The sequence below is a fragment of the Kocuria atrinae genome (genome assembly GCF_039531425.1).
In the GTDB taxonomy this organism is placed as follows: domain Bacteria; phylum Actinomycetota; class Actinomycetes; order Actinomycetales; family Micrococcaceae; genus Kocuria; species Kocuria atrinae.
This window is the reverse complement of record NZ_BAAAQA010000016.1, coordinates 43,045-57,138: the sequence shown is the minus strand read 5'-3', so window position 1 is coordinate 57,138 and position 14,094 is coordinate 43,045. Positions and strand designations below refer to the sequence as shown.

14 protein-coding genes and 1 tRNA gene are annotated in these 14,094 nt (G+C 63.4%); 9 read left to right on the top strand and 6 right to left on the bottom strand.

Annotation, left to right across the window (positions count from 1 at the left end):
* Nucleotides 1-102 precede the first annotated feature (102 nt).
* The 5 genes from ABD283_RS08660 (at nt 103) to ABD283_RS08640 (ending at nt 5,855) form a co-directional block, all read left to right on the top strand.
* Nucleotides 103-179 (top strand) — tRNA-Pro (locus ABD283_RS08660).
* Between the two features lie 61 nt (nt 180-240).
* Complete coding sequence (locus ABD283_RS08655) at nt 241-1,158, top strand: alpha/beta hydrolase (protein WP_344224585.1); 918 nt, start codon at nt 241-243, stop codon at nt 1,156-1,158.
* A gap of 536 nt (nt 1,159-1,694) precedes the next feature.
* The gene (locus ABD283_RS08650) at nt 1,695-2,909 is read left to right on the top strand and encodes a hypothetical protein (protein ID WP_344224584.1); all 1,215 of its coding nucleotides are present in this window, start codon (nt 1,695-1,697) and stop codon (nt 2,907-2,909) included.
* Between the two features lie 112 nt (nt 2,910-3,021).
* On the top strand, nt 3,022-4,731 hold the full coding sequence (gene pelF, locus ABD283_RS08645) for a GT4 family glycosyltransferase PelF (RefSeq protein ID WP_344224583.1): 1,710 nt from the start codon (nt 3,022-3,024) through the stop codon (nt 4,729-4,731).
* On the top strand, nt 4,728-5,855 hold the full coding sequence (locus ABD283_RS08640) for a putative glycoside hydrolase (RefSeq protein WP_344224582.1): 1,128 nt from the start codon (nt 4,728-4,730) through the stop codon (nt 5,853-5,855). Before pelF ends, ABD283_RS08640 begins: the two co-directional genes overlap by 4 nt.
* A 47-nt stretch (nt 5,856-5,902) precedes the next feature.
* On the opposite strand, the gene ABD283_RS08635 is transcribed toward ABD283_RS08640, so the two are convergent.
* The 5 genes from ABD283_RS08635 to ABD283_RS08615 all read right to left on the bottom strand — a co-directional run bounded on the left by ABD283_RS08635 (nt 5,903) and on the right by ABD283_RS08615 (nt 10,420).
* Nucleotides 5,903-6,670, bottom strand: coding sequence for an ABC transporter permease (locus ABD283_RS08635; RefSeq protein ID WP_344224581.1), 768 nt, complete (start codon nt 6,668-6,670; stop codon nt 5,903-5,905).
* Nucleotides 6,671-6,672: 2 nt separating this feature from the next.
* Nucleotides 6,673-7,479: an ABC transporter permease gene (locus ABD283_RS08630; protein ID WP_344224580.1), complete on the bottom strand. Its 807-nt coding sequence runs from the start codon at nt 7,477-7,479 to the stop codon at nt 6,673-6,675.
* Nucleotides 7,476-8,417, bottom strand: a complete 942-nt coding sequence (locus tag ABD283_RS08625; protein ID WP_344224579.1) for an ABC transporter ATP-binding protein — start codon at nt 8,415-8,417, stop codon at nt 7,476-7,478. Before ABD283_RS08625 ends, ABD283_RS08630 begins: the two co-directional genes overlap by 4 nt.
* Nucleotides 8,418-8,531: 114 nt before the next feature.
* Complete coding sequence (locus ABD283_RS08620) at nt 8,532-9,203, bottom strand: response regulator (RefSeq protein ID WP_344224578.1); 672 nt, start codon at nt 9,201-9,203, stop codon at nt 8,532-8,534.
* Nucleotides 9,200-10,420 carry a sensor histidine kinase gene (locus ABD283_RS08615; protein WP_344224577.1) on the bottom strand — a complete coding sequence of 407 codons (1,221 nt, stop codon included), beginning with the start codon at nt 10,418-10,420 and terminating at the stop codon, nt 9,200-9,202. Before ABD283_RS08615 ends, ABD283_RS08620 begins: the two co-directional genes overlap by 4 nt.
* A 51-nt stretch (nt 10,421-10,471) precedes the next feature.
* Between ABD283_RS08615 and ABD283_RS08610 the strand changes: the two genes are divergently transcribed.
* Both ABD283_RS08610 and ABD283_RS08605 read left to right on the top strand, forming a co-directional pair.
* A complete protein-coding gene (locus tag ABD283_RS08610) occupies nt 10,472-11,326 on the top strand; it encodes a PhzF family phenazine biosynthesis protein (RefSeq protein ID WP_344224576.1) in 855 nt (284 codons plus the stop codon).
* The gene (locus ABD283_RS08605) at nt 11,323-11,742 is read left to right on the top strand and encodes a thiol-disulfide oxidoreductase DCC family protein (RefSeq protein WP_344224575.1); all 420 of its coding nucleotides are present in this window, start codon (nt 11,323-11,325) and stop codon (nt 11,740-11,742) included. Before ABD283_RS08610 ends, ABD283_RS08605 begins: the two co-directional genes overlap by 4 nt.
* Here the strand turns inward: ABD283_RS08605 and thiE are convergent, their stop codons facing one another.
* The gene (gene thiE, locus ABD283_RS08600; RefSeq protein ID WP_344224574.1) at nt 11,743-12,399 is read right to left on the bottom strand and encodes a thiamine phosphate synthase; all 657 of its coding nucleotides are present in this window, start codon (nt 12,397-12,399) and stop codon (nt 11,743-11,745) included. It lies immediately after the preceding gene.
* 176 nt (nt 12,400-12,575) lie between these two features.
* Here thiE and thiO point away from each other — a divergent pair, with 176 nt between their 5' ends.
* Nucleotides 12,576-13,826, top strand: coding sequence for a glycine oxidase ThiO (thiO, locus tag ABD283_RS08595; RefSeq protein ID WP_344224601.1), 1,251 nt, complete (start codon nt 12,576-12,578; stop codon nt 13,824-13,826).
* A 12-nt stretch (nt 13,827-13,838) separates the two neighbouring features.
* Nucleotides 13,839-14,093 (top strand): sulfur carrier protein ThiS, encoded by a 255-nt coding sequence (thiS, locus tag ABD283_RS08590; RefSeq protein ID WP_344224573.1) that lies wholly within the window; start codon nt 13,839-13,841, stop codon nt 14,091-14,093.
* Nucleotide 14,094 lies beyond the last annotated feature (1 nt).

Here is a 14,094-nt window from a genome sequence, read left to right as displayed (position 1 = left end):
AGTCATCTGCCGGCGGGGCACCAGCTACCAGCCCTGGATTTCACATTCACGCTCCCCTGCCGCTAAGCTGGAGCAGTTGTTTGCGGGCACGCCTGCAAACTTCGGGATGTGGCGCAGCTTGGTAGCGCGCGTCGTTCGGGACGACGAGGTCGCAGGTTCAAATCCTGTCATCCCGACCAATGATCCCCTTGTCATCACGATCCGTGACGGCAAGGGGATTTTTCATATCTGGAGGCCGCAGTGACCACGCCGTTCGATCGCCGTTACGAGAAGCACATTCCCGCAGTGACCGGCGAGAAGATCCGCCGCTCCCACGACACCTGGCACTGGCGCGACTCTCAGGTCCACCTGGATCGAGTGGGCCTCCCCGACGCGCCGATACGCATCCTCCTGGTTCACGGCGCCGGCGGGAACAGTGATGCCTTCTGGCCCTACGCCGCACACTTCGCCTCGCTCGGTGCGTACGTCACCGTGCCGGACCTCCCCGGATACGGCATGACGGTGACGGAACATCCCGGGCGCATCCGTTACGACCATTGGCGCGAACTGCTGATCGGCCTGGTTCGCCGCGAGGACGACGATCGTCCACTGATTATCCTGGGCGCCAGCATGGGTGGACTTCTGGCCTACGACGCCGCCGCGGCCACCGGTCTCGCCACTCGCCTGATCGTTACGTGCCTTTTGGATCCCCGCGACCCGAACGTGCGAGCACAATTGACCTGGCACCCGTTGCTGGCACGGCTTGCCGGCCCCGGCTTGAAGCTGGTTCGGGGTCCATTGGCGAACCTGCGCGTGCCCATCCGATGGATTGCGGACATGCGGCACATCTCCAACGCGCCCGGGTTAGTGCGTGAGGTCATCAAGGATCGACGTGGCGGCGGAGGTCGCGTACCCCTGGGGTGGATCCGCAGCTACATGAAATCAACCCCTCTGGTCGAACCGGAGGACTTCACGGACACTCCCGTCCTCCTGCTTCACCCCGCGGAGGACCTGTGGACCCCGCTGGAGATCAGCCGACCGTTCTTCGAACGCATCGGCGCCCAGAAGACCTGGCGACTGCTCGAGAACTGCGGACATTTCCCGGCGGAGGAACCTGGGTTCGAGCAGATGATGCGTGCCGTCCGTGATGAAATTCACAAGGTGTCGAACCAGGCGTAGCAATCTGGGTTAGTTGTCCCCCATGAGGCGTATTAAATGTATTTGCATTTAATTGTCGCACCGCTGTTCCCTGAATTCTCGCGGTTTCTACTGAACTTACTAATCAGTAGCTTTTTTCAAGGCGTATCTTAACTTCCATTTTTTGGCCCACAGTTAATCGCGTATTCATGTTGATTTTTGCATTCGCACATGCCTAATGTGAATCCTGACTAGTGCGGTTGCTTGGGCAGCCGCGAAATCATTCATTACATCGGGCGTTCATTCGGCGGGGGCTGAGGGCGCGATCCGATTCACCAGGGGGAGAGCCTTGAGATCAATCACGTCCTTAGTTCACGACGCCCATAGCAGGCGCCGAACCGCAATTATCATCACCGCATTGTTCTTGACGGCACTCGGCCCCCTCACGGTGGATAGCCTCGCGGAGTCCGGGTTGACCTTGTTGACCCTGGCCGGTGGTCTTCTGGTGCTCATCACCGTGGCACTGATCATGCGCGGCAGCGCGCTGGGAACAGCCAACCAACAGGACGATACCCCCCGTGAGCAACCGGGGCGGCATCAACCTGATCCTCTACCTCTCGCCGGTGATCTTCCTCAATATCGTCTTCCCGCTGGTCAGCCCCCAGATGGCCGCGGCGACGGTTGGAGGGGTGCAACTCACCTACGTCGTGCTGGCTTCTTCCATCACCGTCCCCTGGCTGGCTCAGGCTGCGTGCATGCCGTCGTACCGGGCCATCGGAGGGTTGATGGCCGAGCGCGACATGCAGAAGATCACTCGCCGCTTCTGTGAGGTGTGGCCCGCGATGTTCGCTCAGACCCTGCCTTTGGTTCTGGTCTTTGCGCTCCCGCTCTGGCTGGCCACCGGCTGGTCGCTCGAGGCCATGGTCGCCTACGTACTGCTGTGTGGTGCCCACGTTCTCTTCGTGCAGTCGCTCGTGCTGGCCAATGTGGGCGAACGCCGTGGTTTGTGGGCCATTGCCTGGGGAGCCTATGCGTTGTCCTTGGCGCTGGCTCCGACCGTGTGGATCCTCCCTCCGCTCCTGGCCGCGGCGACTCAGATCGTGGCTATGGGCCGCAACCTGACCCATGTTCGGGCCTTCGAGCGACTCGGCCAGCGCAATTTCGCGGTGGATGTTCTGCGCGGGCTCCTGCTCGGTGCGGTGCTGTGGGCAGACAAGTTCGTACTCTTCCTCGTCACGGACGGCACCTTCCAGGTGGTCGTGGTCTTCATGGCCATGCTCCTCGCGGTGCTCGCCTACAACTTCTACTTCGTGAACCTGGCTCCGCACGTTGATCACGCGGTGACCGGCCTGCACAAGGCCATCGAACACGAACCTCTTTCCGAAATGGCCTCGCGGTCCACCATGCTCAGCTACATCGTGGACCGCTCGGTGCTGCGCACCGGCGCGGTGGGAATGGTACTGACCCTGGCGGCGTCGTTGTTGCTGGGTGGATTGCAGCCCGAGAACGCGCTGCTGGCCGTGACCGTCTCCGTGGCCTCGTGGACATTCATGATGCTCACGCTGCTCAGCTACGAACTGGACTACATCGGCGAGAAGATCACCGCGCAGGCCCTCGGTGCCGCGCACCTGGTCGCCACCGGACTGGCCTTCGCCGTGCTGGGCACCACCGGTGCGTACGCGCTGCTCCTGCTGGTCGACCTCGCCCTGGTGGTTGCCGCCTGGGCCCTCTACAAGCGGCACTGGGCGCAGCCCGAGTACACGCTGTTCTGGCGTCACGCCACGTCCTGGTAAGCCCACCCACCACCGCGTCCGTTGTCTGCCCGCTCGCTTCGGGTAGTACGACGACGCCGCCCAGGCCGGGGAACGTCCGGCCCGACCGATCTGCTCTTGAGGAGCCTCCCCCATGTACCCCTTTGTTCGTTCTCTCGGTAAACACCGCGCCACCGGCCCTGCAACCGATCTCGTGCCCGCGCAGGAACAGGCGCAGAAGCACTACGAGGATGTGGACGTGGCCATCGTCATGGAATCCACGTACCCGTACCTCAAGGGTGGTGTCTCGGCGGTCGTCCACGACATCGTCACGGGCAACCCGGACCTGAGCTACGGCATCATCCACATTGCCTGGGACTCCAGTCAGCCGATGGAGGACCTGTACGGCATGCCGGAGAACGTGAAGTGGGTGCGCGTGATCTTCCTCAGCATGCAGGAGCACCGCCACGACTTCATGTCCGTGCGTCCCAAGGACCTGAACATGAACTCCGCTCAGCGAGCGCGGCTGTCGAACCGGTTGTTCGACGCCCTGTACGCGCTGTCCGAGCACCGGGACACCGAGCCGTTGTGGGAGCTGATCGACGAGGGCTTCAACGAGCGCACCCGCGAATACCCCCTGTGGGCGATCCTCGGTTCGCAGGAATTCATGCACGCGTTGACCGTGCGGATGCCGCAACTGAACATGTCCCTGTCCGAATCGTTCTGGACCCTGCGCGGCTTCTTCTCGCTGGCCTACGCGGTCCTTGGCGAGACCATGCCCCGGGCCCGGGTGTACCACGCACACACCACCGGATACGCCGCCCTGCTGGGTGCGGCAGCCGCTCGCGATCACGGGACGTCCTTCCTGCTCACCGAGCACAACCTCTACGTGCGCGACACCGTCAACACCCTGTTGGACCGCAACATGGCGCTGTCGATCACATCCAACGACTACCGGACCTTCGATGTCTCCCCCGAGCACCGCGCGTGGATGGCCTGGTGGATCGAGATGGGGCACTTCTGCTACCCCAGCGCGGAGGTCGTCACGTACCTCTACCCCACCGCGATCACCGAGGCCGCTGAGCTCGGGGCAGACATCGACAAATCCGTGGTGCTGCCCAACGGCATGATCATTGAGGAGTTCGAGGACAAGTACCACAAGCGCCAGGCCGCGGTGGAGCGGATTGCCGCCGATCCGAGCGAGCACACGTGGAAACTCGTGTACATCGCTCGCGTGGTGCCCATCAAGGGGCTGATGGATCTTCTGTCGAGCATGGATCTGCTCCGCAAGGCAGGGTTCCCCAACCTGCACCTGGACGTGCTGGGCCCCACGGAACACGTACCGGATTACTACGAGGCGTGCCTGGCCAAGATCGAGAGCCTTGGACTCCAGGACATGGTGACCATTCACGGCACCGTGAACGGCCGCGACATGCTAGATCAGTTCGATCTGTTGGTGCTGCCCAGCTACAACGAAGGTCAGCCCATCGTGGTTCTCGAGGCCATGGCCGCCGGCATCCCCACCGTGGGATCGAACGTGGGCGGCATGAGCCAGCTGGTCGGGGACGAGCTGAACACCAATGACGGCCGTACCTGGGGTGCGTGCGGTGAGCTGCTGTCCCCCGGTGATGTGGAGGCCATGGCCCACCAGATCCAGGCCGTGATCGGTGACGTGGACCGTTACCGTTCCTACTGCGTCAACGCTCGTGGCCGCGTGGAGGACTTCTTCCAGCTCCACGAGGTCATGTCCTCCTACAACAAGCTCTACCGGATGCTCGGGAACATGGGCGAGGAGCGCAACTTCGAGTACACCGCCGGTCAGTCGCTCATGGCCAGTGCCCAGGCTTCCGAGCGGGCTTCGTGAGTGAAGCTGTCGGAGTAGCGAGTGTCACCGGTGTAGCTGACGTCGAACCTGCTCCTGGAACGGGTGGAGTGGGCGCATGGATCCGCTACGGCTGGCCCATTAGTCCCGAGCAGATCGACTTCGCGGCCGAGCACTACCGAGTGGCCATCCTGCAGCCGTGGGAACTGGACGCGGCCGCTGAATTGAAGCAGCGCCGCCCGGATATGACCGTGCTCTGTTACAAGTGCCTGTCTTCCACCCGCAGCTACGAACCCGGCCCGATCTACAGTTCCGGAGTGTCCTATCCCGAGGCGCAGGATGCGTGGTTCGCCCAGCGGCTCAACGGCGAGCGGATCCAGTGGGCCCGCTACGAGGGGCACTGGCAAATGGCCGTGTGGTCCCCCGGGTATCGGCACCGTTGGGTCCAGAATGTCGTTGCCGAACTGACCGATTCACCCTTCGACGGCGTCATGGCCGACAACGACGTGTTCGACGACTATTACGGCCTGGACCTGCCCATCCAGGATGCCCAGACCATGGGGGATTTTCGCGATGGCGTGGGACAACTGGTGCACACGGCAGGGAAGGCGCTGAACGACGTCGGCAAGATCCTGGTGCCGAATATCGCCGAATCGCGCCGCCAGCCCGGGCGGTGGAACAGCCACGCGGCCTACGGCGGAGGTTTCGAGGAAGTGTGGCTGGGTTTCAGCCCAGTGGACCTTTTCGACCCGGAGACCACCGAGGCGCAGTTGCCGCAGGCTGACGGACCCGGCATCAGCATTCTTCGAGTGCCCACCGATGGCAATGATGACCACCCCAATTTCGAGTACGGCCTGGCTGCGTTCTGGATCTTCGGCGCGGGGCGCGGGGCCTATTCAGCCACCGCTCACGACGACTACAGCCGCACCCAGTACGTTGCCCAGCTCGACTGGGACCTGGGCGAACCGGTGCACGAACCGATGCGGCGCGGCCACACGTGGTGGCGCGAATTCACGCACGGCTGGGCCGGGGGGAATTTCAATTCCGACCGCCGACGACGCCGCCGCGTGCGGGCGCCCCACGGCATGGTCGACGCCCAGGGCCAACCGGTCGGCCCCCGTCTCGTGCTGCAGCCCCGCCGCGGTGTGGTGTTGCGGCGGGGCTGACCATGCAGTGGGCGGGTTCGGCAGGTTCCTGGCCTGCCACACGAACGTCACGTGGTGGCGTCCTTCCGGTTGAGGATCTGCGTGGTGAGCCACGTGATCAGAGTGACCGCGAGCGCGGACACGACCGCAACCATTGCCACGCTGCCGGGGGACATGGCCGCCGCGTTGAAGACTGTGGATTCACCACCCACAAGCGTGGTCCCGAGCTGGGTGGTGTACGTGGCCAGTGCATAGGGACTGGCGATCGCGGCAGGCACACCCACCATCAGGGCCACAGTGGAGGCCCCCGCTCCGACCAGTGCGATCGCCACCGGAGCTGCAAAGGATCGCAAGAAGGTGGAGAACGCGGACTGCAAGGCGACCACTGGGATGCAGCCGACCACGATCAGTAATGAACCGAGCCAGTATGTGCCGGGCAACCACCCCGGAATCTGGAAGGCGAGCTTCCCCAGCAACAGCACGGTCAGCAACATGACCACCTGCATGGCCGCTGTCAGTGTGGAAATCGCCACGACCTTGGACAACACCACCTGTTGAGTGGGCACGGACTGGGACATCAACGCATTCCAGTTCCCGTTCCGGTGTTCGGGCCGCCAGACCAGCGACGCGAGGATTCCGACACCGATCGGCAACAGGGCCATTCCGTAAAATCCGATGGAACGGATCCACAGGGTGTGCCAACCGTCCTGGAACTCGCCTCCGCTCGACAGGGTGCTCAGGGAACCTGACAACACCGCCATCACGGGGAGCAGCACCACGACGAGCCAGCTGAGTGATCCCTTGAGTTTCATGAATTCTGTCTGGATGACGTTCATTGCTACGGCTCCTGATGGTCGAATCGAGAGGTGATGGCCAGAAATGCTCCCGCGCCGATCACGGTTAGGGCGATGATGCTGAGAACGGGCATGTCGAAGTAGACCAAGTCCGCACCCACGTAATCGGCGGGCTGGGCCAAGGCGTAGTAGCCCCACGGAGTCAGGTGCGAAATCCATGCGGGGAAGGCCGATCCGAACACTGCGAGGAACAGTCCTCCCACGCCGATCCCCAGGCACACCAGCTGATTCTCGATCACGGCCGAGATCAGCACGTGTGCTGCGAGCACCACCAGATTGATGAGCGAGACCGACACCGTGTAGGACAGCCACAATCCGGTGGGGAAGGCGGTCACACCGGCCAGCAGTCCCACACCGGCGATCCATGCGCTTTGAAGCACCGTTGCCGCAATGACCAGCGATCCGAGGGCCAAGAACTTGGCGCGACACAGCTGGCCTGGGGTGGTCCCTGATCCGGCTGACAACAACCACCCTTTCCCGCGGTGTTCGACCTCCACCAAGCGACTGGCCATGACCGACAGAAGAATGGGATAGATCATGGTGATCGCGAAGCTCATGCTGGCCAGCATCAGCTTCCAGGGGAAGCTGTCTCCCTGCGCATCCGCGCTGAATGCACCGGAGGCAAGCGCTCTGAACAGGGTCAAACCCGTCACTCCGATGAGCATGATCAGCGGCAGGACCAGGACCTTCAAATGTCGCATCTTGGCGAACTCATTGGCCACCAGTGCCCCCAGCGTTTGCTTGCTCGATGACGTGGTTGTGGCCGCTTCGGAGAAGGTTGCGGTGCTCATAGTCCCCCCTGATGAGTCAGGTTCCTGAAGAGGTCTTCCAGGTTCTGTTCTTCTCTCCTGACATCGAAGACATCGATGTCCTGCCGGACCAAGGTGGCCACGGCCTGAGCGGTTCCGGCGTCGTCCATGTTGGAGATCCGCACGGTTTCGGCCGGGCCGGATTCCGTGGAAGTCAGCTGGACTTCACTGGAATGCTGCACCCCAGCGGAATGGGCCAACAGCTCTCGTGCTTTCCTGGGCTGGGAGCAACGCACCAGAAGATTGGGGATCGTCGAGGCAAACAGTTCTTCGCGGCTGCTCTGGAAGATCATCCGACCGTTGCTCAGAATGCCCAGGTGCGTTGCCGTCTTGTCGATCTCGCCCAGCAAATGAGAGGACACCATCACGGTCACGCCCGCTTGGGACAGGTCATGGAGCAACCCACGGATTTCGTCGATACCCGCGGGATCCAGGCCGTTGGTGGGTTCGTCCAGGATGAGCAGTGATGGTTCTTTCGCCAGAGCCATGGCAATGCCCAGGCGCTGTTTCATACCCAGGGAGTAGTTCTTGACCTTCTTGTCCATTTGCTTCTCGAGCTTCACAGCGTGAATAGCCCGGTCGATCTGCAGACTGCTCAAGTCCGACAACCGCTCCACGATGGCCATGTTCTCCCGACCGGTCAGGTGGCTGTATCCGGGTGGGTTCTCGATTAGGGAACCGATGTGCCCAAGCAGACCCCGCCTGGTGCCGCGAGTCATCGGTTGACCCATGATGTTGATCGACCCCGCCGAGGGTTGAATCAGGTTAAGCAACATTTTCATGGTGGTGGACTTGCCCGATCCGTTGGGACCGAGAAATCCGTACACGCTCCCCGCGGGAACCCTCAGATCGAGGTTCTCCACGACAGCGCGGTCACCGTAGTTCTTACTGAGTTGATCCGTTTCCACTAGATAAGTCATGCCTCTACGGTGCGCCACCTGGGCATTCGTGCGGATCTACCCACAGGCCTATCTTGAGCTATGCCTTAAGGCATAGCTGCGCCCCTCCGGGCCGGCCACGCTAGATCTATGTCGCTAAATACCGACCACACCGGTCTCGTAAGCGACCACCACGGCTTGCACACGATCTCGGACCTGCAACTTATCCAGGACGTGCCCGACATGTACCTTGACGGTCCCCTCACTCAGGACGAGCTCGACGGCGATTTCCGCGTTGGACAGCCCCTTGGCCATGTGTTGCAGGACCTCGAGTTCACGCGGCGTCAGTCGTTGAATCCGAGCATCCGCACGCATCTCGGTGCCGCGGGGTGGCGTGAAGTGTCCCAGGAGACGTTTGGTCATTACCGGGGAAATCACGGCGTCGCCGCGGTTCACGTGTCGGATGGCGGCAACCAGTTCCTCCATCGGGCAGTCCTTCAGGAGGAACCCACTGGCCCCGGCCTGGAGCGCGTCGTAGGCGTACTCGTCCAGATCGAAGGTAGTCAGAATCAGAACACGGGGAGCCTCTATCCCCGCTCCGGAACCGAACCGTTCCTGGATCTGCCTCGTCGCTTCCACCCCGTCCATCTCGGGCATGCGGATGTCCATGAGCACCACGTCCACCGGTGTGGTTTCCAGAACGGTCAGCGCCTCACGACCGTTACGAGCCTCGGCCACGACATCCAGATCTTCATGGGCGCTCAACGCCATACTCATCCCCATGCGGATCATTTCTTGATCGTCCACGAGCGCGAGCCGAATAGTCATTGCTGATCTCCTACCGGGATCCACGCATGAACGCGGAATCCCCCATCCGTGGCGTATCCGGTTTCCAGCGTGCCACCGTATGCGCTGACGCGCTCCCGCATCCCGATCAGCCCGTGCCCGCGGGAATCACGGCTCTGGCCAGGGGCACCTCGGCCGCCGTCGTCAACGACATGAACGTCCACGGAATCCCGATCGAAGGTCAATTCAACCACCGCGGTGCTGCCCTGTCCCGCGTGCTTGCGGGTATTGGTGAGCGCTTCTTGGATAACCCGGTACACGGTCAGTTCCACGCCCGACGCCAATGCCCCGCGTTGACCGGAGGTCCGGAAATCCACCGAAATACCTGTCCTGCGCGTGCGCGCGACGAGTTCTTCGAGCTGGTCGATGCCGGGTTGTGGGGCGTTACCGCCAGTGTCCTCGGAGCGCAGGAACCCGAGCATGGACCGCATTTCTGTCAGCGCACCACTGCTGGTGTCTCTAACCATGGTCATGGCCTGTTGAGCGCGTTCGGGATCGGAATGAACCGACGCGATGGCGCCGTCGGACAAGGCCACCACGCTTCCCAGGTTGTGGGACACCACGTCGTGAATCTCTCGGGCAATACGGTTGCGCTCCTCCGCAAGAAGCATTCGTTCTTTGGCCGCTTGTTCCCGCTCCAGGTCCAGAGCCCGCTGCTCCAGACTGTTCACATACTGCCGCCTGACTTTCAGCACGATGCTCCACGTCCAGGCCAGAACCACCAGTGCGATCAGAACACCCACATCGCCCACATTGATATACCCGGACCGCAGCGACTCTTGCGTGGCCACGACCACCCAGACAACCGAGGCCAGCAGCGCCGGCACCGTGAAGTACCAAGCGAATCGGAGGGTCAGGCTGCACAGCGTCAGTAACACCATGATGTCCGCCACCAGGACATCGATGCCCAACGACAACTGCACGAAGGCGGTTGCGGCCGTCAGCACGAAGACAGCTACCGGCCAGCGGTGACGGAACAGGAAGGGGACACACAGCGCCGCAAAAATCACCAGTCCGATCACGGCCGGCAGCTCCCGCGGCAAAGCTCCAAGTCCGATGGGCAGGTTGTAGAGAAAGACAGCCACGACGATCACGAGGCCCAGGATTCTGGTTCGTCTGGAGGGAGATTGGCGCTCCGACCCAGCGGGGCGTCGTCCGGGTGCGGTCTCGGCATGCAGAGCGGTGCGTGCTGGCTCCATGGTTTCCACGCTACAACGCTGCCCCGCGACGGCCTGTGATGGAATCGACTCATGACTCATCAGCACCGCCAGCGCCCGTTCGCCCAGGTCGATGTCTTCTCCCGCGAGCCCTACATGGGCAATCCAGTTGCGGTCGTGCTCGACGGCACGGACCTCAGCGACCAGGAGATGGCCCGGTTCGCGCGCTGGACCAATCTGTCCGAAACCACGTTCGTCCTCCCGGCCTCCTCTCCGAACGCCGACTACCGGCTGCGCATCTGGACTCCCGGCGGTGAACTCCCCTTCGCGGGTCACCCCACGCTCGGCTCGGCCCACGCGTGGCTCGAGGCGGGCAATACCCCCCGCTCCAGCGAGGTCATCGTGCAGGAATGCGCCGCCGGTCTGGTCGAGATCCGTCCCACCGACGACGGCGCTCTGACCTTCGCCGCGCCACCCACCTCGCGCTCGGGAAGCTTCGATCCCGCCATGCTGGAGCAGGTCGCTGCGGGGCTGGGCCTGGATGACGAGGAGATCGTTGCCCATCAGTGGGTCGACAACGGTCCGGGTTGGGCGGCTGTCCTGCTGCCCACCGCAGAGGATGTCCTGGCCATCGAACCGGATTACCCGGCGCTGGGGAATTACAAGATCGGCGTAGTGGGTCCCTATCCGGAAGACAGCCCGCAACAGTTCGAGGTCCGGGCGTTCGTGACCGGCACCGGCGGGCACGAAGACCCCGTCACGGGTAGTCTCAACGCGAGCCTGGCGCAGTGGCTCATGAGGACCGGCCACGCGGCGTCGTCGTACGTCGCTCAGCAGGGCACGGCCATGGGGCGTCGCGGGCGCGTGACCGTCACCTCGGATGCCCATAAAAATGTCTGGGTGGGCGGGCACTGCACCACGTGCATCAGCGGATCGGTGCTCCTATGACCGGCGGACAAAGTACAACGAACGAGACACAATTGGACCTGATCTTCGACGGCCGCTGCGGCTTCTGCACCCGCGCCGTGGGCTGGGCCCGAAAACTCGACCGACACGGGTGCATCAACACGCACGCGTATCAGGAACGGGGCGTGTTGGAACGATTCGACCTCACCGAATCACAAGCCGACGCGGCGGTCTGGGCGGTCGTCGGCGAGCGACAAACGGCCGGTGCAGCCGCCGTGGCCGACACCCTGGACGCAGCCCTCGGCACACGGGTTTTCGGCAGGCTCTACCGCATCCCACCGGTGCGAATACTTCAGGACCGTGTGTACCAATGGGTCGCGGATCACCGAGGAAAGTTCCCCGGTGTCACACCGTGGTGCGAGCAGCACCCGGAAAACTGCGAGCCCAGAACTACGTAATTACAAGAATCTCCGCAGCTCGCGAGCGGCAGCTTGGGGGTCCGTGGCGTCCGTGACCGCTCGGACCACGACGATGCGTGATGCGCCGGTCTCGAGCACGGACGGCAACCGCTCGGCGTCGATGCCACCAATCGCAAAGAACGGCTTGTCCCCCGCATGCTCAGCTGCGTACTTCGGTAGCTCCAGTCCCACGGCGGCGCGGCCGGGCTTGGTGGGCGTTTCCCACACGGGACCTGTGCAGAAGTAGTCCAGCCCCTCATCCGCAATGGCACCGTCCACTTGCTCACGGGACAGGCACGAGCGGCCAATGATCACGTCATTGCCCAGCAGCTGGCGCGCCTGCGGAGTAGTGAGATCGCCCTGACCCACGTGGAAAACGTCCGCGCCGGTGAGCATGGCGACATCCGCGCGGTCGTTGACCGCAAACAGTTTCCCGTGTTCTCGCGCAACATCCGCGAGCACCTCGATGGCTTCGATTTCTGCCGCGGCCTCGAGTTTCTTGTCCCGCAATTGAATGATGTCCACGCCGCCCTCGTAGGCCGCGTGCAGGAATTCCCGCAGGTCACCCCGCTCTTTTCGCGCCGTGACACACACGTACAACTTGGCGTTCGCGAACGCGTCACGCCGGCGGGCACCCTGATTCTGTTGCTCACTCATGTGGCCATGGTGCCACGGGTCACGGTTACACTGGGATGTACCGGTCACACGACCGGTAGTTCCACGGGAGTCCGCATCTGTTGCCTTGGCAACCACCGCAGCGGGCTGAGAGGGCGTGAGCCGCCGACCGGAAACCTGATGCGGATCATGCCGCCGGAGGGAGTGATGTGGCACTTATGCCACCCGTACATCACCACAGTGCGCCACAGCATGCAGTGGTTGCGGGCGCCGGCTTGATCGGCCTGGCGACCGCCTTCGAATTACGACGCCGCGGTGTGGCCGTCACGCTTGCAGACCCGCGGCCCGCTTCGGGAGCCACCCACGCAGCCGCGGGCATGCTCGCCCCGATCGCCGAAACCCAGTACGGGCAGGAAAGCCTGTACCCCCTCATGACTGCCTCGGCTGTGGAGTACCCCGCGTTCATCGAACGGGTGTCCGCGGCATCGGGGCTCCCCAGCGGATATCGAACCGAAGAGACCCTGGTGGTGGGCGTGGACACCGCGGATGCTCACAGTCTCAAGGACCTTGCCGTCCATCAGCGGGCCGCGGGCATGCATGTGGAGGACATCACCTCGCGTCAGGCCCGGAAACTCGAACCCGCCCTTGCCCCGCATTTCGCCGGTGCCATCAGGGTGCCCACGGATCACCAGGTGGATCCCCGGCTACTCGCAGCGTCCCTGATAGAAGCTCTAGACGCGCCCAGCATCGACACTCTGCACGGCGCCATTGACCCCGGCCCCGCGCACTGGTTCCACGCCAAGGTCGAACGAGTTCTCTCCACGCGTGGCTCCGATCCCCGGGTGACGGGAGTGCTCCTGGACGGGGGCGAAAAAGTCGAGAGTGACGCGGTCATCCTGGCCACCGGGCTGAATGCCGGCGATACGGGACAGTTGCCCACGGACCTGAACCTGCGGCTGCGCCCGGTGTACGGCGATATTTTGCGGCTGCGCGTACCCGATTCGTTACTGCTCCCCGGCGAGGAACACCTGATCACGCGGACTGTACGCGGACAAGTCAACGGGCGGCCGGTCTATCTGGTACCCCGCTCGGACCGCACGCTGGTGCTCGGCGCGACGAGCCGCGAGGACGGCCGCGACTCCGTGCTCGCCGGCGGGGTGCATCAGTTGTTGCGGGATGCGCGAGCGATTCTGCCCGCCGTGGACGACTGCGATGTGCTGGAAATGCTCGCCCGCGCCCGCCCCGGAACGCCCGACGATCTGCCCTACATGGGTCTGTGCTCCGTGACCGGACTGGTCATCAGCACCGGCCACTTCCGACACGGCATCCTGCTGACTCCCGTGGCCGCCCGGCTGGCCGCAGAACTGGCGACCGGCACCACGGACCCCGCCGTCAGCCACGAGCACGACAAAGATTTCTTGACCTCGACCGATCCCGCGCGGCATTCTCCCGCGCACCCCGAGATGTAGCAGGTGAACACCATGAATACCGCGCCCCACGACACCATCCAGGTGAATGGGAACCCCGTACCGCTGACCGAAGGCCTGTCCGTTGCCGATGCCGTGGCCGATCTGACCGGCCGTGAAATTACCGCGGCCGGCCGCGCGGCTGACGGCAAGCCGCTGGGTATCGCCGTGGCGCTGGACCACGCGGTCATCCCGCGTTCCCGCTGGGCTGACACGTTGCTTGAGGCCAACCAGACCGTAGAAATCGTCACCGCAGTGCAGGGAGGCTGAC